We start from the raw sequence: 23,041 nt of genomic DNA on the forward strand, positions 1-23,041 counted from the left end.
GACGCCGACCGGCTCTCTTTCACCCGCAGCATCCGCCTCGCACGCCGACAGGTCACCGCGCAGGCGGCCTTTTCCCCCTGACCACCTGGCCGCCTCCCTCGTCGAGGGCCTGCGGGAGATAGCCCGCCACCTGCTGCCCCTGCGCCGTAGGCGCTTCAACCCCCGTGTCATCAAACGCAAGATGTCCAATTTCGGCGTCAAACGCGACGAACACCGGCGCCCTCCCCAGCCCGACCGGAGCCCTGCCGAGGCCGTGGCCATCGCCCCGCACTGGCGCACAGCCCCAATCAACCCACCGACCAAAGTCCCAAGAAGCTGGGACCCGATTCCTTAAGTCACTGGTATTGCTCCTAAGCGCCAACCACCACCACCTCGCCGGGGCTTGCGCCCAGCTCGCCCGGCTGGATCAGCCGCCCGTCGTCTCCCCCACGCCGAGCCGGACCTTGATCCGCGTCCTCGACAATGCCGATCCGGACCACGGCCGCCCGGCCCGGCTCCTGGAACGCCACTACGAGCACCGTCGGGTCCAGGCCCTGGCCACCCTCGCCGCCAACCCGCGCACACCACACGCCGCCATCGCGGACGTCCTTAACGGGCTGCACCCGGCCGAACTGGCCTGGATCGCTGAAAAGGCCGGCGAGCCCGACTGGTTCCTGACCGCGGAGGCCGCCGTCCCGGTGCCCGAAGATGAGGACGACGGTGTGGTGCGGCCTCATAGACGACGAACTCGGCAAGCGCCCCGATCCCGCGGCCGTCCTGCGGTGCTGGCTCGACTCCCCCGCTGCCCTCCCCCGCTCCGAGGTCTACCGCGCTGTCGTGAAGTCCCGCTACCGAACCCTGGAGCACCTGCGCCAGATCCCCGCCGGCGAGGTCCTCGCCCGCCCCGAACCGGAAGCCGCCCTGAAGATCCTGCTGGACACCACTGCGGGCCCAGTGCAGCACGGTGGGAGGCCCTCGCCGCAGCCATGACCTTCGATTACGACGACGAGAAGATCACCTTCGGTCAGCTATTCGACTCTCTGGACCCTGCCAGCAGAGGTACAAACATCCTGACGGGACGTCCCGCAGGCCGCCGCGTGCGTCACCGGGCCCGAGGGCCACTCCTACACCTGCGGTTCACCTCCGCTCGTGCGGAGAGCACCCTTGCTGACCTGGCGCTCTTCAGCCCCTTTGTGGCGAGAGCGCGCTGCGGCTCGTGGAATCGACGCAGTACTCGGTGGCGAAGCCGGCCACGACCACCTGCCGCACGCGCCGCACGCGCCGCACGCGCAGGATCGCGTCCAGCCGTGTGTCCAGGAAGGAGTCGGCACTGTCCTTGTCCACCACGGTGTCGCCGGGTCGCGCAGCCACCGCCGGGTGGATGTCCAGCTGTTGGGCCGCAATGCCGGGAAGGTCGACCCCCTGCCGTAGATGGACAACCGGCACATCGGCTGCGCGAGCGCGCTCGGCGAGGGAGGCTACACGCGCAAGGCAGGCTGCGGCATTGTGGGCCCCCTCGACCAGAGCGGCTTGCAGATCGACGATGAGAGCCTCTCCGAGAAAGCCGTCATCGAGCACGGCGACAGCCTCGGAATCGACGTCGAAGTCGTCAACTGAAACCCAGGAGCTCGCGGCCTCCACGTTGCCAAAAGGCGCTGGGTGGTCAAACGAAGCATCGGTTGGATCACGCTGCACGGGCGCCCCACCCGAGACTCCGAGACCCTGCCCGCCAGTCCCGAGGCCATCATCCACGCCGCAAGGAACTTACCAGAAGATAAAGGGCAATTCACCTGGATCAAACGCCCTCTTGGGTATCCGTAAGAGCGCGGTCCCCAGCGACGTTCTAATCCTGGCCTCAGGTTGATCGGAGACAATGAGCGGCAAAACATCGACTGGAAGGGGGCGGCCCGGCGTGCGGATCATGATCGCGGATGATGAAGCGGCCATCCGTGACTCGCTGGAGCGGGTGCTCCAGGTCGAGGGTTACGACACCAGCACCGTCGCCAACGGTTTCGCCGTGCTCGACGGGGTCGTTGGAGCCGACGGCGACACGCTGGATCTGCTGATCCTCGACGTAATGATGCCCCGCCTCGGCGGGTTGGAGACCTGCAGGCGGTTGCGGGCCGCGGGCCGGGATCTGCCGGTGCTGATGCTGACCGCCCGTGACCAGGTCTCCGACCGGGTCACGGGACTGGACGCGGGCGCCGACGACTACCTGCCCAAGCCGTTCGCCACCGAGGAGTTACTGGCCCGGGTGCGGGCCCTGCTGCGCCGGCGCACACCGACCGACGAGGAGTCACAGATCCTGTCGTTCGCCGACGTCCGGCTCGATCCCGACAGGTTCGAGGCGTGGCGGGGCGATCGGCCGCTGCGCCTGACCCGGACCGAGTTCTCCCTCCTGCAGGTCCTCATGAGCAACGCGACCCGGGTCCTGACCCGCGACGCGCTGTTCGAGGCGATCTGGGGCTTCGACATGAGCGCCACCGCCAACAACCTCCAGGTGTACGTGAGCTACCTGCGCCGCAAGATGGAGGCCGAGGGTGAGCCGCGATTGATCTACACGCTGCGCGGCCTGGGTTACGTGTTGCGGGAGACTCCTCCGTGAGCAGGCCAGCCGGCCGGGAACCGCGCCGACTGACCCGATGGTGGCGCCGGCGGTCCCTGCGGAGCAGGCTGACGGTGATCGCGGCGACGGCCATCGCGGTCAGCGTGTTCGTGGCCTTCCAGGTGGCCAGCCAACTACTGGGCTGGGAGCTGCAGGACAGCGCCAAGGATCAGCTGCGCGCCGACTCCCGCGTCCTGGCGACGAACGCGCAGCGCGCCGGTCTGGCGCAGGTCCAGCTACCGCCGTATCCCGGATCCGGTCGGCTGGTGCGGGTCATCCTGCCCGACGGCTCGACCCGGACGCCGGCCGGCCAACCCGCGCTGCCCCCCGTCAGCGAGCACGCCGGGCGCGTGGCGCAGGGCGCGTCCGCCGACCTGATGGAGTCGAACGACAGCGACGAGGACGGCTACCTCATCTACACGCTGCGGGCGGGCGACGGCGCGGTCCAGGTGGCCCAGGTCGCCGACGACAGCCCGATCAACCAGTTCGGGTTCGGCATGCTGCTGATCGGACTGCTCTGCGTGGCCGGCGGCGCCCTTGTCGGGCGGACCGTGGCACGGACCGGGCTGGCACCGATCGACCGGCTGACCGCCGCCGCGGTGCGTGTCGCGCACACCCGGGACCTCGACGCCGACATCCCGGATGAGGGCGGTGGGGAGATCCGGCGGCTGATCCAGTCGATCAACGACATGCTCGCCGCGCTCCGGGACTCCCGGCGGGCCCAACGGCTGCTCGCCGAGGACGCCGCCCACGAGCTCAAGACCCCCCTCACCAGCCTGCGCCTCAACGTCGAGCTGCTGATCCGGCTCGATCGGCGCGGCACCCTGGACAGCGCACTGCCGGCGGAGAGCCGGACCCGGCTGCTCAACGATCTCGGCGCCCAGGTGGCCGAGTTGAGCACCCTTGTCGCCGAGCTGACCGACCTGGCGCGCGGTGACGTCAGCGACGAGAGCACCGAGGTGCTCGACCTCGCCGACGTGGTGGCTGCCGCCGCGACCCGGGCGCGTTCCCGCGTGCCCGACGTCGAGGTCGCGCTCGACGTGACCACCGTGTGGGTGAGCGGGCGTCCCGCTGCGCTCGAGCGGGCGGTGCTCAACCTCATCGACAACGCCGGCAAGTGGTCCCCCGCGGAGCAGCCGGTCCAGGTCCGGCTCCGTGCCGAGGGCGCGTCGGCGGTGCTCGAGGTCGACGACGCCGGGCCGGGCATCGACGCCGCCGACGTACCGCGGGTGTTCGACCGGTTCTACCGTGCCGACAGCGCCCGGGCGTTGCCGGGATCCGGTCTCGGGCTGTCGATCGTGCAGCGGGTCGTCGACGCCCACGGCGGCCGCGCCACCGTTGCCCGCTCCGCACGCGGTGGCGCGCTGCTTCGGATCGACCTTCCGGCCGCGGCCCCGCCCGCCCCGATCCCGCGGCTCACCGCCGGGGATGACACCGCGGTGCGCTGACACGCCCCGGCGGCGCGGCGCAGGACCAGGGACGGCGGCCCTCGGGCATGGCCCCGCGCGGCCCAGCGTCAGGGCCGAACACCTCGGTGCACTGACCCGCCCGGGCCGCACAGCGCAGAGCCAACGGGCGGCGGCCCTCGGGCATGGCCCCGCGCGGCCCACCACCGGGCAGAACACTGCAGTGCGCCGACCCCAACCCCGACGCGTGGCGTAGGACCAAAGGGCGGCGACCGTCGGGCCCATGAAAAAGATCCGGGACGGGCCTGGGGCCCATCCCGGATCTCGTCCGTGCCGCCGCGCTCACCGTTGCAGCGCGGGCTCCTCGCCGTCGGCGAGCGACTGCTGACCGCCCGGCAGCTGCGCCGCTGGACGGGACAGTCGGCTCGGCCACCACATCCGCCGGCCGATCAGCAGGGTGAGGGCGGGCACCAGGACCGACCGCACCAGCAGGGCATCGAGCAGCACGCCGAAGGCGACCAGGAACCCGACCTCGATCAGCATCACCAGCGGAAGTGTGGCGAGGACCGCGAACGTGGCCGCCAGGACCAACCCTGCCGAGGTGATGACGCCACCGGTCGCCGAGAGGGCTTTGAGCATGCCCTCTCTGGTGCCAAGACGCACGGTCTCCTCCCGGGCCCGGCTGGCCAGGAAGATGTTGTAGTCGACGCCGAGCGCCACCAGGAACAGGAATGCCAGCAGCGGCACCGAAGAGTCGATCCCCTTGAACCCGAGGATCGTGTCGAAGACGAACACGCTGCCGCCGAAGGCTGCGGCGAATGAGACGATCACGGTGGCCATCAGCACCAGCGGGGCCACGATCGCGCGCAACAGCAGCCCGAGGACGATCAGGACCACGGCGAGCACCAGCGGGATCACCAGCTTCTCGTCGCGCTCGGTGGTCACCTCGGTGTCGAGGTTCTCCGCACTCGGACCGCCGACGATCGCCTCCGCCCCGCGCACCGCGTGCACGGCGGTGCGCACCCGCTTGATCGTGTCGTACTCGGCGACGGTGTCCGGCGCGTCCTTCGGGAACACCGAGATGTTGGCCCAGCCACCGCTGGTCTGCTCCGGGACGGCCAGGGCCACCCCGCGAGTGTCCTTGACGATGTCGAGCACCCGCTTCTGGTGCGCCGGCCGCGTGAAGACCGTCATCGGCTGGCCGCCGAGCTCCGGAAAGTGCTGGCGGAGAACGGCGAAGCCAGTGACCGACTCCGGCGCGGACAGGAACTGGTCCTGCTCCCGCAGGGCGCCGGTGTTGCCCGCCAGCCCGAGGGCGAACACGCCGAGGACTCCGAGCGAGCCGAGCGTCGCCAACCACCGGCGGCGGCTGATGGCGGTGCCGAGCCGTCCCCACAGTCCCGGCTTCTCCACCACGGCCGTGCTGAACCGCGGGATGGCCGGCCAGAAGATCCGCCTGCCGAGCACCACGAGCACCGCCGGAAACAGCGTCAGCATGGCCACCAGCGCGCACAGGATGCCGGCCGCACCGATCGGGCCCAACCCGCTGGTGCTGTTCAGGTCCGCGACGAGCAGGCAGAGCAGGCCGGCGACCACGGTGGCCGCGGACGCGACGATGGCCGGCGCCGCGCCGCGTAGCGCGTGAACCATCGCGACCCGGACGTTCTCATGGTGGTGCAGTGCCTCCCGATATCGAGCGATGAGCAACAGCGCGTAGTCCGTGCCGACGCCGAACACCAGGATCGTCAGCAGCGCCGAGTTCTGGTCGTTGACCACGATGCCGAAGCCCTTGACGAGCAGGTAGACGGTCGCCATCGCGGTCAGTGCGGCCGCGCCAACGGCCAGCAGCGGGATGATCCACAACACCGGGCTGCGGTAGGTGAGGATGAGCAGGAGGGTGACGACGATGACGGTGGTGAGGAGGACCTGCACGTCGATGCCGTCGAAGACGGCGTCCATGTCGCCGTCGATCGCGCCCGGGCCGGTCACGTCGAGTTCCAGGCCGGAGGGGCGGTTCTTCGCGGCGTCACGCAACGGGCCGACGATTGCCTCCGGTGCGCCGTAGGCCGTGCTCACCTCAAGGGTGAACATCATCGCCTTGCGGTCGGTGGAGGGGCTCAGCGGTGAGCCCTCGTCGTCCTCGCCGGCCGCCGCCGTCGCCTTCGGCGGGTACCGCTTGGCAAGGGTGTTGTAGTGGCGCTCGACCGTCGCGCGGTCGGCGTCGGTCATGCCGCCGGCGCGGTGGTACACGAAGACGAACGTGTTGTTGTCCCCGCCCGGGAGACTGTCGTCCAGGACCGCCGCCTTGGTGGACTCGGCACTGGCCGGCAGGGTGTCCACGGGGCTGTCGGTGGTGACCGAGCTCAGCTTTCCGCTCAGCGGCACCATGCCCGTCGCCAGCACCAGCCATAAGCCAATCACCAACCAGGGCACCCACCGGCCTGCCAACCGGCCCGCCGGCGCTTCCCCGGACGGCGCTGCGTTGACTGCCATCACTAGCCTCCTACATACGGGTTGCATCGCTTGTCTGGATGCCGACTTCCTAACGAGCGAACCTGAGACGACTGTTAATACGGTGGTCAGGCCGGTTGGCCGAACCATGTGCCCAGTGCACGCACCAACGTGGTGGCGTCGAAGTCAGCCCGGTGGGCAAGGCCCGGGCGACACAGCCGTCGGGCCGGATGAGCGACGCGTCGACGCCACCCGGTCCGTGCGGGCGGTGACGCTGCTGACCCGTCCGGTCCACGCGGCCGCGGCGTCGCGGACCTCCGCGCGGTCGACGAGGTCGAGCAGGAGCCCTCGCCCCTCAGGCGGCAGGTCCGCCGACCAGACCGGGTCACCGCGGTGACGACGTCGCCGGGGACGGCCGCTCCCGGATGTCCGCGCCAGCCCCGCCGCATAGCACGGCCGCGAGCCTCCACCCGAGGTTCGCCGCGTCGACAACAGGGACGTTGAGGCCCTGGCCGCCGACCGGCGCGTCCACGTGGGCCGCGTCCCAGGCCGGCAGGACCCGGCCGGTCCGGTACGTGGTCACCTGCGCGCGGTGTCGATCCAGCGGGTCCCGAACGGCATCACGGCGGCGGTGACATCGGTGCCGCTCACCCGCCGGATGCTGTCCTGCAGCTCCTCGACGGTGTGCGGCTCGACCTGCCGCGGCGGGCCGGGGTATCGCCCGAGCCCCCTTCGTACCATCCTCGCCGCCATGACCTCACCGAACTCAGCCTCACCGCCGAACTGTTGGCCCCCGACCCGCTGACCAAAGCCCATCTGCACACCCCGGGCCCGTACGCCCTGCGCCTCCTCGCCGCCGGCCGCGACCGGCTCCGTACAGCCGTCTGGGGCACCGATACGACCGTCCCGCGGGGCTTCTCGGAGAGGCGTGCCTCCGTCTTCGTACCCCTGGAGGACACGGCCGCGCGCTGCACCTCGTAGGGACTTGCGCGGACGCGTCGGCTTGTCCGTGCTGAGGGAGCTGAGGGCCTTGGAAGGCGGCACGCTGCCGTGGGCGGACCTCAACGATGGCCGAAACTCAGCCCCAGTGGCGGGCCGTGAGCTGATGGTATGGCGCCGAATGGCATCTGACGGGCTGCCGGGGACGGGGGGAGCCGGAGTGCGGGAATGGGCGGGGCGTTGGCCGTTGGTGGGGCGTGCTCCGGAGTTGGAGTACTTCGCCGCGGCGCTGGCCGACCGGGGGTGTCGCGGGTTCGTGGTGGGCGGGGTGGCCGGCGTGGGCAAGTCCCGGCTGGCCGAGGAGTGCCTGGAGCGGGCCGCGGCGGCGGGTTTCCGGGTGGGGCGGGCCACCGCGAGTGTCGCGGCCGGCGCCGTGCCGTTGGGGGCGATCGCTCATCTTCTGCCGGCCGGGGTGGATCTGTCCGATCCGGTCGCCGGATTCGCCGCCGTCGCCAGGGAGCTGACCGCCGGGCCGGGGCGGCAGTGGGTGCTCATGGTCGACGACATGCATCTGCTGGACGCCGCGTCGGCCGTACTGCTGCGTCAGTTGATGGACACCGGCGCGCTCCTGCTGATCGGCACCGTGCGCAGCGGGGAGCCCTACGGGGAGGCCGTCACCGCGCTGCGCGGCGGGGACGCGGTGTACCGGGTCGACCTGACCGTGCTGAGACCGGAGCAGATCGAGGCGCTGCTGCACGCCGCGCTCGGGAGACCGATGGCCCGAAGTGCCCTGCACAAGCTGTCGGCCGCGAGCGAAGGCAACGTCCTCTACCTGCGCGAACTGGTCCTCGGCGCCCTGACCGCCGGAAACCTGGCCTTGGACGGTGAGATCTGGCATCTGGTCGAGAACCGGCTGCCGGGCACCGCGCGGCTCACCGAAATGATCTCGACACGGCTGGCCGCCGCCGATCCCGCCGGACGCCCCGTCCTGGAGTTGCTGGCGTTGTGCGAGCCGCTGCCCTTGGCCTGCGTCGAAGCGCTCGTTTCGCCGCAGGTGACGGCCGCCCTGGAACAGGCTGGGCTGATACGGGTCACCCAGGACCGGCGGCGCACCGCCGTCTCCCTGGCCCATCCCCTGTACGGCGAGGTGCTGCGCGCAGGTCTGCCGGTCTTGCGCCGCCGGGCTCTGCTGCTGGACCAGGCCGAGCGCGTCGAGGCACTCGGCGCGCGCCGCCGCGCGGACCTGCTGCACATCGCCGCCTGGCGGCTGGCCGCCACCGGCACCGCCGACCCGGCCCTCCTCGCCCGGGCCGCCGTACTGGCACGCCACGCCCACGACTTGCCCCGGACCGTCGCCCTTCTGGAAGCCCTGCCCACCAAGCACCGGACCACCGCCACCGACCTGAGGCTCGGCGAGGCCCTGTTCGAGCTGGGCCTCTGGCGCCGGGCCGAGGAGACGCTCGCCCGGGCTGACGCTCTTGCCGTCGACGAGCAGGAAAGGCTCGCGGTCGCCCTGGTGCGGACGACGAGCCTGCTGTGGAGCAACGCCCCCGTTGCCGAGGCCCTCGCGGTCAACGACGCCGCCCGCGAACAGCTCAGCAGTCCCGTTGATCGCCGCAAGCTCACGGTCAACGAGGGTTTCCTGCGGATCGTCGGCGGCCGGCCGGTCGAGGGCTTGGCCCTGTTGGCGGATCTGGAGACCGAGGTCGCTGACGCCCCTGACGTCAACGCCTGGCTGCGCGGTGCCTGGATGAAGCCGGCCGCGCTGGCCCTGGTGGGCCGGACCGCCGAGGCCACGACCTGGGCGCGGCGCGCCCACGACGCGCACCGCCGGGTCCAGGAGCAGGCCTTGGCCTCGCATCCGGCGTTCCAGCGCGTCCCGCTCGTCCTGGCCCTCACCGAGGCCGGCCTTCCGGCGGCCGAAGCCTGCCGGGAGGGCGAGCGTGCCTACGCCGAACTCACCGCCGCCGGTTCCCCCGTACGGATCTGGCTGGCCGTCCTCCTGGGCCGTGCGCACTGGCTGGCCGGCCACCCCGCCACCGCCCGCCGCTGGTGGGCCGAGGCCGCCACCGTGTCCCGCGGCATCGACCATGCCATGGCCCTGCGCCTGGTGCTCGGTGGTCTCGCCGCGTGCGCGGCCGTCCTGGGAGACCTGGAGGCGGCCGAGGCGACGCTGGCCGAGCACCGCGCCCTGCCGCCAGTGGAACCGGGGTTGCTGTCCCCCGGAGAGGAACGCCTGGGCGAGGCATGGCTGTTGGCTGCCCGCGGGCAGCTGGCGCGGGCCCGGTCCGTTCTCACCGCTGCCGCCGCCACCGCCCGCGCCGGCGGTCATGTCACCGGCGAGGCACTGCTGTTGACCGACGTGGCCCGGCTCGGCGGGGCCAAGGAGGTCGCCGACCGCCTGGTCGCGATCGGCATGGACTGCGACGGCGAACTCGCGCCCGCGCGGGCCCAGTTGGCGGCGGCGCTGGCCGCAGACGATCCCGAGCTGCTCCTCCTGGCCGCCGACGCCTGCCGGGCCGTCGGCGCTGACCTGCTCGACGCCGAGGCGGCCACCGCCGCCGCGGCCGCCTGGCGCAGCGCCGGCCGACCACGCCGCGCCGCCGCGGCCACCCAGCGGGCCACCGTGGCCCGGGCCCGCTGCGAAGGCGCCCGCACACCGTTGCTGACCAGCGCTCAGGCCACGGCCGCGCTCACCGCCCGGGAACGGGAGATCGCCCTGCTCGCCGCCACCGGCAGCACCAGCAAGGACATCGCCCAGGTCCTGGCCCTGTCGGTGCGCACCGTCGACAACCACCTCCAGCACGCCTACGCCAAACTCGGCGTCACCACCCGACACGAACTGGGCCAGGCCCTCGTAGGGGCTGAGTAACGGTTACTCATCCCCGGCCACGGATGCGCGGGCTACGTTCTCCCACGTCGGCAACGTTGTCTGCCGACAACCCAGTTCTCGTCATCGGGGGGTGACCACATGAGACTGAGCTCGATGAATACCGGCGGGAGACTATCCGTCGCGGCACGAAGAACCGTCTTCACGGTCGTGCTGACAGTGCTGTGCGCGTTGGTGGGTCCCGGGGTCGGCGTCGGACGGGCGGACTCGGGCGGCGGATCTGCCGCCGTAGCGGCATTTTCCGTGGCGGCGAAACGTCCGGCCTGGCAGGTGACGAGCACTGCGCCGAGTCCGGGACTTCCGGCACGCAAGCAGAATTCCGGCGCTTCGCCGTCGCTGTTGGCCTGCGACACTCACGCGATCGGCAACTGGAGCTACACGGACCAGGCCGGTGTGCGGCACAACGGCATGAACATCCAGGTACAGGTGAGGGATCTGCTGAGCGGAGCCCTGATCGCCGGGCTCACGGACTCCAACGGCCGCTTCGACATCTGTTTCACGGCCGCGCAGTTCACCCAGCTGTACATCACGTTCAAGGCCGAGAACGCCCTGTGGCGGGTGCAGAACGGCACGGACGTCTACAACTGGAGTACGCCGGTCCGCGCCAACCCGGTGGCGGGCAGCACGGTGAACTTCGGCAGCCAGTTTCCCGGCGACGGCGTGAGGGGCAACCGGGCCGCCCACGCGTTCGACGTCGGCAACGATGCCTGGGTAGGGGTTCCGCACACGAACGGCTGCTGGGATCCGACGGACGCCACGTGCCGGCAGTTGCGGATCGAGTGGTCGAACACCGGAGCCGACGGGGTGGACTTCTACGACCAGGTGGCCAACGTGGTCCACCTGTTCCCCAGAACCCCGGACGCCCCCATGGAGGTCATGCATGAGATCGGGCACGCACTGATGGACGACGTCTACGACGACGCGTTTCCCTCGACAGCGGGTTGTCCCAGTCCGCATTCTCCCGCCCAGGCCAGCACCACCGTATGCGCGTGGATCGAGGGATGGGCGGACTTCTTCTCACTGGCCATGAACCACACCTCGGAATTTCACTTCCTCAACGGAACCTCGACCGACTTCGAGCCTCCGACCTGGGCGACCAATGCTGTCGGCAATGATGACGTGACGGAGCAACGGGTCGCCGGCGCATTGTGGGACGTCATCGACCCCCCAGGCGCCCGGTCCGAAATCTGGGACCAGCACAGTGAGGGCTTCGGAGCCGTCTTCTTCACGCTCGCGCATCACGTCAACACCACGTTGTCATCATTCTGGAGCAGTCGCGGTACGGACGGGTTCGACGTGTCCGACGCCGCGCTGGGATCGCTCTACCAGAACACGATCGACTACGGGTACCGCAGGCCCCTGGTCGACGGCCGAGGCCAGTTCCTCCCCACGTTCACCCATCCCGCACCGCCGCAGAACTTCGGCCTCAACACAGCGGTCCAGTCGTGGTCCGTGGTCGCGCTGCGGCCGTCGAGTCCGACCGACTTCGACCTCGCGCTGTACGACAACCGGGCGCAGACGCTGCATATCGGCAGCAGCACCCTGAACGACCAGGCGGTCGAATTCGTCGCGATCGACTCGAATCTGCGGCCGTTGGGCGACTATTACCCGCGGGTGAACCAGTTCAAGGGGCCCGGTACCTACACCATCGAGTCCGTGATGGGCTTCAGCACCCTGCAGCCGGGGTCGTCCACCACGATCCACCTCGACGACTCGCAGGTCGCCGCCGTGCAGGACTCCCCACTGACCGCGGGTGTGCCGGTGACGATCACGCTGACCCCGAAGGACCCGATCTCGGTGGCCGGCCTGTTCGTCATGGGCGATGATCCGGGCAATCCGTCGACGTTCGTCCAGAACCGCAACTCCGCGGTGGCTTCCGCTGTCGGGTCGAACTCCGGTGGGCAGCCGGTCTCAGTGACCTTCACGCCGGCGCGGACCGGCGAGTACGGCATCGTGGTCACCTTCGACAACGTCGGCGGCGACTACACGCTGACGCGCAGCTGAACCACAACCCGGGGGGGGAGGGGGTGGTGCGTGGCCTGTGCCACACACCACCCCTCTTGATGTGGGTCAGCGGTTCATCTCGGCGACGACATTTCGTCTCCACCCAGTCGCTCCCCCATTCCGCGTGGTTCCTCCTCCTGCTGGGTGCGTGGGGTCTTGAGGGCCTGGACCGTGTCGGAGTCCCCATCCGGGCCCGGAACCGGGCGTCAGTCCACCTGATCGCCTTCCGCGGGCTGTGACGTGGTCAGCGGCGTGCCGGTGGCACATCTCGCGATCAGATGCCGAGGCAACGCTGCGGCTGCGTGCGCAGACTCCCGGTCATTTCCTGCTCGGGACTCTCGGGGCCCCTCGGCAGAGAGCGGTAAAACGCCACGTGGCGTTCCGCAGCGGTGGCCCATGTATGGCGGGCGGCGAGTCGGCGGCCCCACGCCCGGCGCGGGGCTGTCGTCCGTGAGCGCGGCGCCGAGTTCAGCGGCCAGCTCTTGGTGGGTGGTCGCGAAACGGGCGGCGCTGTCGAACACCTCGCGCAGTACGGGCAGAGCGTTGTAGCGCTCGTCGCCGCCGTCCTCGCAGTAGCCGAGGCAGACGACCATCTCGGCGGCCAGGCGGGCGACCTGGAGGATCAGCGGGTCGTCCGGCTCGATGCCTCTACCGCTCTACCTGCTTGGCATGGCGGTCTTCGCCACGGGCACGTCGGAGTTCATGCTCGCCGGCATCCTGCCGGACATCTTGTGGCCGCGCTTGCCCGTAACTGGCCCGGGCGCGCCGGCCTTCTAGGGTTCGTGCTCGCTTTCGCGGCAGCTCACGTAGTGGGCGCCATCACCACGAGCCTCCCCATCCTGTTCGCTGCTCGGGTTGTCGCCGCGCTCGCGAACGCAGGGTTCCTTGCCGTCGCTCTGACGGCTGCGGCCCCGCTGGTCACCCGACAGGAAGGGACGTGTGCCGGCCGTGCTGCTGTCGGGGCCCGCCGAGCCCGACCCGCACGCCATTCACGTCTGTCTCGACGGACCCGAGCACTCTCAACCGCATGGTCAGCCCCCTCTCACGGACGAGCCTCGGGATGGCCCAGGACAGCGGGCCGATGACTCGATCCGACCCCCCGGTAGCGGACGCTTCCGGACTGGCGGGACGGATGCCGAACTACTGCAGCAAGCCGCGCCTCCTGCGCAAGGGCCAGACCGTCACGGTGACCCTGCTCATCGACGAGCGTCGGCCTCCGGAGCCGTGTTGTTTTCCCCGCGGAGTTCCTCCGCGACTTCGTACGCCCGATCCGGGTCGTAGACCGTCACCGTCGTGGCCGGTGAATGCAGCGCCATGGCCCGGGGCGTGTACTGGTAGCTGCGGACGCCGTGGCGGACAGCCAGCTCGTCGACCGCGCCGACGCGCACGTGCCACAGGGCAGCCAGGTGTGATGGCGTCCACCATTCCTCCGGGCATGCGAAGTTCCGGTCGACCTTCGCCAGGTACTCCACCGCTACACCGGCCGAACCGAGTTGGCTGGTCAACCAGGCCAGCAGTGCCTCCGCGTCGACCTGGGACATCGGGGCCTGAAACCCCGGCTCGCACTGCACCGTCCCGTCACGCGTGTGCAAGACCATGTGGATGGACTTTCGTCGGCCCAGCCTGAGCCCCTCGACAACGACGATGCGTTGCAGATCAGCCGCAGCGACGGTCGACGAACGCAGGGCGCGCGCGATCACAAGTTGTTGTGCATTCCCCTGTGGGCGGAACTCGATCCATCGCACCATCGTGGCCGACACCGTGAACATCAAGGCCAGGGCGAGCCCGATCACGGCCAGGGCTGTCAGCCCGAGACCGACCCAGACGATGGCCCGCAGCACCCCGGACTCAGTGAGCACGGCGATCACCAGCAGCGGCAGCAGCAGGGGGGTCGCCACCCACAGCGGGACCATGGCGCTCCCGCCGAGCGTGACACCGAACTCGCGAATTCGACTTGGCACGAACACCAGCCGACCACCCGCTGCCGTCGCCGACACAACTCCCGCCAGCGGGTTCGTACTTCGAGTGGCCATGGGGCAAATATAGGTATCAGTGGAGACATGCGTAAGTGATCTGAACAGCACGGCAGTTCTACGTCCGCGATACTCCCTTTTTTGACCGCTCGTCGCCGGCCCCGAAGCGTGGCCAGGTTCAGGCGGTCCCGCTGTGCATGTGGGTCTCTGCGTGTGCGTGTGCGTGGTGGGCCACCTCGACAGCAGCGCGTACAAAGGCGGCGACGGCCGGTGAACGGGCATCGTGGGGCCACGCGACGGCCAGTGTGCAGTTCGGCAGGTCACTGACCGGCCGGTAGGCGACCCCGGGGCGCGGGTTGCGTCGGGCGACCGAGAGGGGCGCGAAGAACACGATGCTGCCCGTCTCGACGAGGCTGAAGATCTCCGACAAGTTGGAGGCCGGTGTCGTTACCCCGGGCGGGGGTGACGAGGTTCTGCCGTCATCGGCCGGTGCGCCGTTGGGAAGGCTCCGCCCGGCCAGGTCCGCCAGACACAGCTGGTTCCGGGCGGCCAGCGGGTCGGTGGCGGCCATGGCGACCAGGACCTGCTCGGTCAGCAGGGGCTCGCTGTCCAGTCCGCGGTCGTCCACGGGGCGGAGCACGAGCGCGACGTCGGCGAGGCCGTCGCGCACTGCCTGGGGTTGAGCGCCGAACCCTCCGAGGACCAGGTCGGGGGGCAGGGCCGCGGGGTCGGTGCTGTAGGCGTCCAGGATCTGCGGCAGCAGGCCGCCGTCGATGTCGGCCTTGAGGGCGATGCGCAGCCTGGGCGCGGCGCTGCCCGCGTGCCGGGCACGGCGGGCGGCGGCGGTGACCGCCTCCAGAGCGGTTCTGGCGTCACGCAGCAGGACCTCTCCGGCACCAGTAAGTTTCACCTGCCGCGTGGTCCGTTCGAACAGCGTCACGCCCAGCTGTCGTTCCAGATCGCGGATCGTTCGGGACAGAGGCGGCTGCGCCATACCCAGTCGCTCGGCGGCGCGGCCGAAGTGCAGCTCCTCCGCGACCGCGACGAAGTAGCGGAGCTGCCGCACCTCCAGATCATTCATACCTCCAGGGTATCAATAGCGACCGAAGTGGTCCTTCACCTGTGCTGTTGCGCCGAGTTCCCTTGAGAGCGACCGCCCGGCACGCCCTCCGGGATTCGCCTCGACCGCCCTGCATGGAGACACTCGTGATCGTTATTACTACGCCGACCGGTGACATCGGCCGACAGGTCCTGAACCGCGTCCTGGTCAGCGGTGAGGCCGTCCGGGTGATCGCCCGCGACTCCTCCCGCCTCCCGGAGCACGTGCGCGCGCAGGCGGAGGTGGTGGAGGGCTCACACGCCGACGCGGACACGATCGCGAAGGCACTGGAGGGCGCTGACCGGCTGTTCTGGCTGGTACCCCCGGCCGGCTTCCGGGACGCCGGCCCCGCCGGGCGCTACTACCTGGACTTCACTCGGGCCGCAGCCCAGGAAGCCGCGAGCCGAGGCGTGCGGATGGTGCACGTCACCTCCCTGGGGCACGGGTACAGCGGTGAGGCGGGACTTCTGTCGGCCGCGCTCGACATGGACGAGCTGATCGAGAGCACCGGCGTCCAGTACCGGGCCCTGGCGCTGCCGTTCTTCATGGAGAACATCCTCCGACAGGCCCAGCCGATCACCCAGCAGGGCGTGTTCTCCATGGCGAACACCGCCGACCGGCCCCTGCTGACCGTCGCCACCCACGACGTGGCCACCGCGGCAGCAGCCCTTCTGCTGGACACCACCTGGAACGGCCAGGCCCGCGTTCCCTTGGCAAGCCCCGACAACCTGTCCCCCGACGCCATGGCTGAGATCATCTCCGAAACCCTGGGCCGACCTGTGCGCTACCAGCAGGTGCCGCTCGCGGACTCCCAGGCCCGAATGGTGCAGCACGGCGCGAGCCCTTCGCTGGCCCAGGACATGGCCGACATGGTCAACGCGCAGAACAACGGCATCTACGACGCCGAACCCCACGGCCCGGCCTCCGCCTCCGACTTCCGCCAGTGGTGCCAGAACGTCCTGAAGCCGGCCGTCCAGTCCTGACCAGCACGCTCGTCAATGCCCGGTACAGCCGACACCGGCACCGGCACCGGCACCGGCACCGGCACCGGAGGAACCTGTGCCCGGTACAGCAGCCTCCGGCATGCGAGGAACCTGCCCCGCACTCCGGCATCGGGCGCATCCCGGCCATGCAGACGGCCCAGCACGCGCGCCCGAGGTGTCGGGGTGATCCTGGAGGGGTGAGGGGTGTCCCAGCCGGGTTGTTCCCGGCGGCTTACGCCGCTTCCGGCCAGCGGGCCGTGCGCGTGGCCCTGGCCGCTGCGATCGGCTTCTACCTCTTCCGCTACGGGCTGGACAATCCCGTTGCGGCCACGTACGCGCTGTTCGGCGCGGTGGCCCTGGGCGGACTCTCGCGGATCCCGGGGACCGGGCGGCAGCGCGCGGCCAGCATACTGTGGGTGCTTCCGGTGTGCTGGGTCCTGGTGGTCGTCGGCACCTGTCTCTCGGTGCGCACCTGGAGCGCCGTCGCCGGGATGCTGGCGGTCGGCTTCGCGCTGGCCTTCTCCGCCGTGGGCGGACCGCGCCCGGCGGGCGTGGCACCGGGGCTCCAGCTGCTGTACATCCTGCCGTCGTTCCCGCCGTACGATCCCGGCTCGCTCGACGAGCGGCTGCTCGGGACGACGACCGGGCTGGTGCTGCTGATCGCCACCGAGGCGCTGATCTTCCCCGAGCCCTCCCCGACGCCGTACCGGGAGCGGACGGCTCGCGCCGCACGGACTGCGGCCCACTGCGCCCGAACCCTGGCCGTGCCGCCGTATGTCCTCAAGACCCAGGACCGCAGCGCGGCGGAAGAGACCGGCCGGGGGCTGCGGTCGCTGATGGTGCCCGAGGCGGAGCGTCCGGCCGGTCCCGGTGTGCGGGTTCGGGCCCTCGCCCACACCGGCCTCGCCGTCCGTACGCTCCTGAATCGCCTGGCGTGGCCGAGGGCTCCGTCCCGGGCGCAGGAGCGCGAGGTGGCGGCCGTGCTGCGGGCGGCGGCGGACCTCGCGACGGCGACGGCGGAGTGTCTGCGCGCAGGGACCTCGCCGGTGGGGCCGTACGACGAGTTGTCCTCGGCACGTGCCACGCTGTCGGCCCTGTCCGCGGGGACGTCCGACTCGGAGGCCGCGCCCCGGGCCGGATTCACGCCTGCTGTGCTGCGCAGGCATGCGGCTGTGCTGGAGATCGCGGACGCCGCGCTGGCCATGGGGGCGGCGGCCGACCGTGCCGTACGCGGACGGCATGCCGAGGTGGAGGTGGCGACGGAACGCTTCTGGTACGCCACCGTGCCGGCCCCGGTGCTGTGGTGGCACAGGCTGCGCGGCCATGCCGGACGCCGGTCGGTGTTCTTCCAGAACGCGGTGCGGATCGCGCTGGCCCTCACGGCGGCGCGACTCGTCGCGGGAATCGACACCCTGCCGCACGGCTTCTGGGCCATGCTCGCCACGCTCAGTCTCACCAGGACCACCCTGGAGGCGACCCGTCACACCATCCGGCTCGCGCTCACGGGCACGCTGGCCGGGGCGCTGCTGACCGCCGCGACACTGACCCTGGTGGGCACCCACACCAACGTCTACGCCGTGCTGCTGCCCCTGTGGATGCTGCTCGCCTTCACCGTCGGGCCGGTGCGGGGTGTCGGGTGGGCCCAAGGGCTGTTCACCGTGCTGGTGGCCCTGGTGTTCGCGCAGCTGGCTCCGTCCACCTGGCAGCTCGCGGAGGTGCGCATGCTCGACGTGCTGATCGGCAGCACGATCGGCGCCGTGTTCGGGCTGCTCGCGTGGCCGCGGGGCGCTCATGACGAGATGCGCCGCGCGGCCGCCGAACTCATGCGCACGGCCGCGGAGGTCGTGGTGGCCACGACCTCGTCGGTGGCGGGCGGTGCCGCCACGATCGTGCCGACGGCCGCGCCGGGGCAACGGTCTCTGCACCACGCGCTCGTCCTCGCCGAGTCGGCCTACGCGCAGTTCCAGAGCGAGCCCACAACCTTGACGGGCGCCTGGCGCGGTTACCCGGCGTCGGTGGACTGGCAGGCGACGCTCATCGCCGGCCACCACACCCTGTGGGGCTCCGAACGGCTCCTGACTCCGCCCGTCACCGTGCTGCCCGCCGCGACATCGCGGATGGTGGAGGCGCTCGGCGAACGCATGGCCGGGCGGATGCTGCTGGTCTCCGCGGCCCTGGATCCGGGCGGGGACACCCCGCCCACGCCGGTACCGCGGATCGATCCGGTGCACCCCGAGTTCGACGCCGAGCCGGCGGGCGCGCCCCGCCGGTACTACGCCGTCGTCGAGTGGCTGGAATCCCTCGCCGCCGATCTGACACGGATCTCCCGCGGGGCTTCACCGGAGGCCGCCGACTCGCACGCCGTCGCCCGCTCCGGGGGCAGCGGCAGCTCTTGCGAACCCGCCTGACACGGGCGGCTGGTGACGATCAGTCGGTCTTCGTGGGGGCCTGCCGGTGCGGCGCCTCGACGGATGAGGCCCCGGCCGCGGCCTCGGTGCCGCCCGGGTGCCACAGCGCGCACAGGAACGCAATCCCCAGCGCGATGGCCATGCCGTAGAAGACCCACTGGTTCGCCTCGGCGAAGTCCAAGCGCACCGCGCTGACGATGTCGCGCATCTGGTCGGCCGTCGCGCCGGTGCCCGAAGGCGGGTTGGCGTCGCCGCTGCCCGTGATGGAGCTGCTGACGCGGTGAGCGGTTTCCCGGGCCTGTTCGGCCGACAGGCCCCGCGCCCGCAGGGTGTCCGTCACCTTCGCGCGCGTGGCATGGGTGAGCATGGTGCCGAAGACGGCCATGCCTACGCTCGCGGCGTAGTTCCGCACCGTTTGTGTGACGCCGGTGACCTCGCCGTAGGACGGCCCGATCGCACGGTTGACGGCGTCCGTGGAGGCGGGAGCCAGAATGAAGCCGATGCCCGCTCCGGCCAGGGCCGCGTACGGCCACTGGTCGTGCATGGACAGGTCGGTCAGCTTGCCCGCCCACAGGGCGAACCCGACGCAGCCCAAGACGCCACCCGCCTTCAGCGCCGGACGAGCGCCCCGCTGATCGAGGATCCGCCCGCCCCACTGCGAGGCGATGGCGAAGCCCGCGAAGACATACAGCAGGAACAGCGCTGCCTGGTTGGGCGAGGCGCTGAGCGAGACCTGTGCGTACACGGACGCGAAGAAGAACAGCGGAACGAACGCGAGCATGGCGAAGAACAGCACCACCGAGTCGATGGTGAAGCCCCTGTCCCGGAAGACGCGCAGGTCGACCAGAGGATGCTGGACGCCCCGCTCGTAGCGGACGAAAACGGCGAGGATCGCCAGGCCGCCCACGACGCAAAGCCAGGTGGCCGGGCTGTCCCAGCCCCAGGAGTAGGCCTGCTGGAACCCGAGAACACTCAGTCCCATGCCGGCTGCCATGAGAGCGGCTCCCACGATGTCCAGGGTGCCCGCCCGTCTGCGGTCGGCGATGTGCGCCATCGCGGTGAGTATCAGCGCGACCACGGCCACGGGGACGTTGACCCAGAACACCGCACGCCACGTCCATGCCGCCGTCAGCCAGCCGCCCAGCAGCGGTCCGACGGCGGTCAGTGCGCCGGACAGCCCGAAGAACAGCGCGAGGGCACGGCCGCGCCGCTCGGCCGGGAACACCGCCACGACCACGGCGAGCGCGGCGGGGAACAGCAGCGCCGCCCCGGCCCCTTGGACAGCACGGAACCCGATGAGCCAGCCCTGCGCGGCCTCCCCCTTGGGGACACAGCCGCACATCACCGAGGACACGACGAACACCAGCACGCCGATGACCACGATCCGGCGCGGACCGTACAGGTCGGCGAGGCGGCCGCCGACGGCGAAGAAGGCGGCCAGTGCCAGAAGATATGCGTTGATCACCCACTGCATGCCGGACGCTGAGAGGTCCAGCTCGCGAACGATGTCCGGGGCGGCGATCGAGACGATGGTCTGATCGATGAACGTCATCGCAACCGCGAACATCATGGCCGCGAGAGCCAGCGTCTGCTGATGCACCGAGTGAGGCGCGGGCGTAGTGCCAGCACCCTTGAGGCGTGTGTCACTCACCCTTCCAGTCTGCCTCCGCCTGGGCGAGGCCGCAGCGGCAGAGCGGGGTACGGCGGGCGCCTGTACGGCGGACACACATCAGGTTCTGCCTGCAAGACCGACAGGACCTCATGCCGCACCGGCGCTCGGCGGAGAAGACCCGCACTATCCAGGCGTGCGTGGCGCGCAGGGCGTGCAGGGCGTGCAGGGCGTGCGCTGACGGTGTGTCACATGCGGGTTCTGTCCGGGCCGTTGCTGTTCAGGCCGAGACACTGGGCAAAAGGCGGCAGGCTTTCGCCGGGGAGTGGATGGCACCCGGTCGGCATACGGCTAGTCGTCAGCTGCCCGCCGGGGCTCACCGGCGGGAGGGCGGGCGGGGGCCTTCGGTGAAAGCGCCGGTCACAATCGCCTGTGCGGGATCGTGACCAGCACGGTCCCCGCGACCGGACCCACCACGTCGTACAGGCCCCCTGCTCTGCACGGCCGCAGGCATCGGCGGGGAATGAACGCCGACCTTGATTGTTGAAAAGGGTATGAAGAAGATCGGGTTCCTGTCTTTCGGACACTGGACGCCGTCGCCCCACTCGCAGACGCGCTCGGCAGCGGATTCGCTTCTCCAGGCGATCGACCTCGCTGTCGCCGCGGAGGAGCTGGGCGCCGACGGCGCGTACTTCCGCGTCCATCACTTCGCACGGCAGCACGCCTCGCCGTTCCCGCTGCTCGCCGCCATCGGCGCACGTACCAGCCGGATCGAGATCGGCACCGGCGTGATCGACATGCGCTACGAGAACCCGCTGTACATGGCCGAGGACGCCGCAGCCGCGGACCTGATCTCCGGTGGCCGACTGCAGCTCGGCCTCAGCCGGGGATCCCCGGAGCAGGTCATCGACGGCTGGCGCCACTTCGGGCATCTGCCGGCCGAAGGAGCCACCGACGCCGACATGGCACGCGCCCACACCGAGCGGCTCCTCGACGTGCTCACGGGCGAGGGCTTTGCGCAGCCCAACCCCAATCCCATGTTCTCCAATCCACCAGGGCTGCTGCGCATCGAACCGCACTCCGAAGGCCTCAGGGACCGTATCTGGTGGGGATCCAGCTCGAACGCCACCGCCGCGTGGGCAGCCACGCTCGGAATGAACCTGCAGAGTTCGACCCTCAAGGACGACGAAAGCGGCGAACCACTGCACGTCCAGCAGCGTAAGCAGATCGAGGCCTACCGTGAGGCCTGGCGCGAGGCGGGGCACACCCGCGAACCGCGGGTGTCGGTCAGCCGCAGCATTTTCGCGCTGGTAGACGACCGTGACCGCGCCTACTTCGGCCGTGAGGGCAACTCCAAGGACCAGATCGGCTACATCGACGCCAACACCCGCGCGATCTTCGGCCGTTCGTATGCTGCCGAACCCGACGTGCTGGTCAAGCAACTCGCCGAGGACGAGGCGGTCGCCGCCGCCGACACACTCCTCCTCACCGTGCCGAACCAGCTCGGAGTCGCCTACAACGCCCACGTGATCGAGAGCATTCTGACCCACGTCGCTCCGGCCCTGGGCTGGCGCTGAGCACGGCGGCGGGTCGTGCACGGCAAGAAGTGAGCCAGGCGCGCCCACACGCCTGATCCGTGGAGCCGCCGGCCCGCACCAAGGAGAAACTGCGGCGCCGGCGGCGTACGCCCCCCACACAAGCGGTCGACGCACCAGTGCTGTTCAGGACGGCCCTGGACAGGGCAGGCGGCCGCCTCACGGATCTGAAACCATGTCAACCAGCCCTGACCTGCTGGTCAGCCACCCCCAGCGGGAACCTCAATCAGGCGGACCGCCTGCCCGAGATGATCGCTGACCAGTCGGCGGCAGGACGAGCTGTTCAGGGGCGGTGATCACCGTCAGGTACTCCTCTGTGCGGAAGCCGACCGCGGCGTACACGGGTTCGCCCATCTTGGACGCGCAGAGGTAGGCCGTGCCGGCACCTGCGGCGAAGCCTGCACGGATCATCTCCAGCGTGAGGGCCCGCCCGTAACCCCGCCGCCTGTAGTCCGGGAGCGTGGTGATGTTGAAAAGGCCTGTCAGATCACCGGAAATCGCCGTCATGCCCGTTCCCACGGGTACGCCATCCAGCTCCGCAAGGTAGAACGTGATCCCGTCCATCCGCCCCAGGGACGGATCAGCGAATACCTGGAACAGCTCGTGAGGCGCTTCGAAGCCTTCCGCCACAGTCTTGGCATACAGAGCGAGCTCATCGACCCCCACCGGCCGCACCCGCAGGCCACCGGAGACCGGTTCCGTCGGCAGTCCCAGGTCGGAGCGTCGGACCATGAGCGGCTCCCGCTCGAAATGAGTCAGGCCGTGCAGTGCTGCCGCCTCGGTGACGAGGGGACCCGGAATCCCCCGGACGTGGATGCTCCAGGGAAACTCCCACGGGCTTTCCGCGGCCGCCAAAGCGGTTATCTCTTCGGCGCTGGGTTCCAGGCTGGGGCTGATGATCGCGTTCAGCGCGGCAATCGGCGCCCCGGAGATCGCGAGCACGGCGCCCCGCGGACCTCTTCGGGTGCGCCCCGTGGTTGCAACGGCCAGGTCCTCGAACACTGCGGCATAGGCGGACGCGACCGCCGCCAACGGGTCGTCTGTTTGGTTCACAGGGCGATGGCTTCCGGCAGGCGGGACGGCCGGACGAGATCCGCGTG

The 23,041-nt window shown here is 70.4% G+C and carries 18 protein-coding genes and 2 pseudogenes; 11 read left to right on the forward strand and 9 right to left on the reverse strand.

The annotated features are described in order from the left end of the window. The first annotated feature begins 687 nt into the window (after nucleotides 1–687). Complete coding sequence (locus H293_RS0145555; protein ID WP_158694558.1) at nucleotides 688–969, forward strand: hypothetical protein; 282 nt, start codon at nucleotides 688–690, stop codon at nucleotides 967–969. Nucleotides 970–1,161: 192 nt separating this feature from the next. Here the strand turns inward: H293_RS0145555 and H293_RS56350 are convergent, their stop codons facing one another. Beyond that, nucleotides 1,162–1,557, reverse strand: coding sequence for an isochorismatase family protein (locus H293_RS56350; protein WP_033416633.1), 396 nt, complete (start codon nucleotides 1,555–1,557; stop codon nucleotides 1,162–1,164). Here H293_RS56350 and H293_RS59545 point away from each other — a divergent pair. The 3 genes and pseudogenes from H293_RS59545 to H293_RS0145575 all read left to right on the forward strand — a co-directional run. Then, a pseudogene (locus H293_RS59545) lies at nucleotides 1,537–1,800 on the forward strand (hypothetical protein); the annotation flags it as partial. The gene H293_RS56350 and the pseudogene H293_RS59545 overlap by 21 nt on opposite strands. Nucleotides 1,801–1,891: 91 nt before the next feature. Then, nucleotides 1,892–2,584, forward strand: a complete 693-nt coding sequence (locus H293_RS0145570) for a response regulator transcription factor (RefSeq protein ID WP_020124429.1) — start codon at nucleotides 1,892–1,894, stop codon at nucleotides 2,582–2,584. Continuing rightward, nucleotides 2,581–4,032 carry a HAMP domain-containing sensor histidine kinase gene (locus H293_RS0145575; RefSeq protein WP_028808786.1) on the forward strand — a complete coding sequence of 484 codons (1,452 nt, stop codon included), beginning with the start codon at nucleotides 2,581–2,583 and terminating at the stop codon, nucleotides 4,030–4,032. Before H293_RS0145570 ends, H293_RS0145575 begins: the two co-directional genes overlap by 4 nt. A 300-nt stretch (nucleotides 4,033–4,332) precedes the next feature. Here the strand turns inward: H293_RS0145575 and H293_RS0145580 are convergent, their stop codons facing one another. The 4 genes from H293_RS0145580 to H293_RS61030 all read right to left on the reverse strand — a co-directional run bounded on the left by H293_RS0145580 (nucleotide 4,333) and on the right by H293_RS61030 (nucleotide 7,194). Continuing rightward, nucleotides 4,333–6,483, reverse strand: a complete 2,151-nt coding sequence (locus H293_RS0145580) for an MMPL family transporter (protein WP_033416627.1) — start codon at nucleotides 6,481–6,483, stop codon at nucleotides 4,333–4,335. A gap of 144 nt (nucleotides 6,484–6,627) precedes the next feature. After that, nucleotides 6,628–6,879 carry an aromatic-ring hydroxylase C-terminal domain-containing protein gene (locus H293_RS61860; RefSeq protein ID WP_397896407.1) on the reverse strand — a complete coding sequence of 84 codons (252 nt, stop codon included), beginning with the start codon at nucleotides 6,877–6,879 and terminating at the stop codon, nucleotides 6,628–6,630. Further along, entirely contained in the window at nucleotides 6,827–7,024 is a 198-nt protein-coding gene (locus tag H293_RS61025) for an FAD-dependent monooxygenase (RefSeq protein ID WP_020124432.1), read from the reverse strand. The genes H293_RS61860 and H293_RS61025 overlap by 53 nt, the downstream gene beginning before the upstream one ends. Continuing rightward, the gene (locus H293_RS61030) at nucleotides 7,021–7,194 is read right to left on the reverse strand and encodes a hypothetical protein (RefSeq protein WP_259294712.1); all 174 of its coding nucleotides are present in this window, start codon (nucleotides 7,192–7,194) and stop codon (nucleotides 7,021–7,023) included. Before H293_RS61030 ends, H293_RS61025 begins: the two co-directional genes overlap by 4 nt. A 33-nt stretch (nucleotides 7,195–7,227) precedes the next feature. Between H293_RS61030 and H293_RS59550 the strand changes: the two genes are divergently transcribed. The 4 genes and pseudogenes from H293_RS59550 to H293_RS56370 all read left to right on the forward strand — a co-directional run. Then, nucleotides 7,228–7,422, forward strand: coding sequence for a hypothetical protein (locus H293_RS59550; protein ID WP_199790276.1), 195 nt, complete (start codon nucleotides 7,228–7,230; stop codon nucleotides 7,420–7,422). Between the two features lie 139 nt (nucleotides 7,423–7,561). Beyond that, nucleotides 7,562–10,252: a LuxR family transcriptional regulator gene (locus tag H293_RS0145595; protein WP_078612903.1), complete on the forward strand. Its 2,691-nt coding sequence runs from the start codon at nucleotides 7,562–7,564 to the stop codon at nucleotides 10,250–10,252. A 357-nt stretch (nucleotides 10,253–10,609) separates the two neighbouring features. Next, entirely contained in the window at nucleotides 10,610–12,274 is a 1,665-nt protein-coding gene (locus H293_RS0145600; protein ID WP_020124435.1) for a hypothetical protein, read from the forward strand. A 642-nt stretch (nucleotides 12,275–12,916) separates the two neighbouring features. Then, nucleotides 12,917–13,237, forward strand: a pseudogene (locus H293_RS56370) (Cmx/CmrA family chloramphenicol efflux MFS transporter); the annotation flags it as partial. A gap of 233 nt (nucleotides 13,238–13,470) precedes the next feature. Here H293_RS56370 and H293_RS0145610 read toward each other — a convergent pair. Both H293_RS0145610 and H293_RS0145615 read right to left on the reverse strand, forming a co-directional pair. Next, a complete protein-coding gene (locus H293_RS0145610) occupies nucleotides 13,471–14,271 on the reverse strand; it encodes a hypothetical protein (RefSeq protein ID WP_158694560.1) in 801 nt (266 codons plus the stop codon). 154 nt (nucleotides 14,272–14,425) lie between these two features. Then, nucleotides 14,426–15,328 (reverse strand): LysR family transcriptional regulator, encoded by a 903-nt coding sequence (locus tag H293_RS0145615; protein WP_020124437.1) that lies wholly within the window; start codon nucleotides 15,326–15,328, stop codon nucleotides 14,426–14,428. A 125-nt stretch (nucleotides 15,329–15,453) separates the two neighbouring features. Between H293_RS0145615 and H293_RS0145620 the strand changes: the two genes are divergently transcribed. Together H293_RS0145620 and H293_RS51795 are read left to right on the forward strand one after the other, a co-directional pair. Continuing rightward, nucleotides 15,454–16,329 (forward strand): NmrA family NAD(P)-binding protein, encoded by an 876-nt coding sequence (locus H293_RS0145620; protein ID WP_020124438.1) that lies wholly within the window; start codon nucleotides 15,454–15,456, stop codon nucleotides 16,327–16,329. Between the two features lie 197 nt (nucleotides 16,330–16,526). Continuing rightward, complete coding sequence (locus H293_RS51795; protein ID WP_259294713.1) at nucleotides 16,527–18,737, forward strand: FUSC family protein; 2,211 nt, start codon at nucleotides 16,527–16,529, stop codon at nucleotides 18,735–18,737. Between the two features lie 19 nt (nucleotides 18,738–18,756). On the opposite strand, the gene H293_RS0145630 is transcribed toward H293_RS51795, so the two are convergent. Next, a complete protein-coding gene (locus H293_RS0145630) occupies nucleotides 18,757–20,307 on the reverse strand; it encodes an MFS transporter (protein ID WP_259294716.1) in 1,551 nt (516 codons plus the stop codon). A gap of 593 nt (nucleotides 20,308–20,900) precedes the next feature. On the opposite strand from H293_RS0145630, the gene H293_RS0145635 reads away from it, so the two are divergent. Beyond that, on the forward strand, nucleotides 20,901–21,923 hold the full coding sequence (locus H293_RS0145635) for an LLM class flavin-dependent oxidoreductase (RefSeq protein WP_020124441.1): 1,023 nt from the start codon (nucleotides 20,901–20,903) through the stop codon (nucleotides 21,921–21,923). Between the two features lie 240 nt (nucleotides 21,924–22,163). Here H293_RS0145635 and H293_RS0145640 read toward each other — a convergent pair whose 3' ends face one another. Next, a complete protein-coding gene (locus H293_RS0145640) occupies nucleotides 22,164–22,994 on the reverse strand; it encodes a GNAT family N-acetyltransferase (protein ID WP_020124442.1) in 831 nt (276 codons plus the stop codon). Between the last annotated feature and the right edge of the window lie 47 nt (nucleotides 22,995–23,041).

Origin of the sequence: Streptomyces canus 299MFChir4.1 (assembly GCF_000383615.1) — a bacterium.
In the GTDB taxonomy this organism is placed as follows: domain Bacteria; phylum Actinomycetota; class Actinomycetes; order Streptomycetales; family Streptomycetaceae; genus Streptomyces; species Streptomyces canus_C.

What these genes read in the sequence shown, in the direction of transcription:
- H293_RS0145615 (WP_020124437.1), bottom strand. Translation starts at nt 15,328, where the DNA reads ATGAATGATCTGGAGGTGCGGCAGCTCCGCTACTTCGTCGCGGTCGCG.
- H293_RS0145630 (WP_259294716.1), bottom strand. Translation starts at nt 20,307, where the DNA reads ATGATGTTCGCGGTTGCGATGACGTTCATCGATCAGACCATCGTCTCG.
- H293_RS0145580 (WP_033416627.1), bottom strand. Translation starts at nt 6,483, where the DNA reads ATGGCAGTCAACGCAGCGCCGTCCGGGGAAGCGCCGGCGGGCCGGTTG.
- H293_RS0145555 (WP_158694558.1), top strand. Translation starts at nt 688, where the DNA reads ATGAGGACGACGGTGTGGTGCGGCCTCATAGACGACGAACTCGGCAAG.
- H293_RS0145595 (WP_078612903.1), top strand. Translation starts at nt 7,562, where the DNA reads ATGGCATCTGACGGGCTGCCGGGGACGGGGGGAGCCGGAGTGCGGGAA.
- H293_RS61030 (WP_259294712.1), bottom strand. Translation starts at nt 7,194, where the DNA reads ATGGCGGCGAGGATGGTACGAAGGGGGCTCGGGCGATACCCCGGCCCG.
- H293_RS0145635 (WP_020124441.1), top strand. Translation starts at nt 20,901, where the DNA reads ATGAAGAAGATCGGGTTCCTGTCTTTCGGACACTGGACGCCGTCGCCC.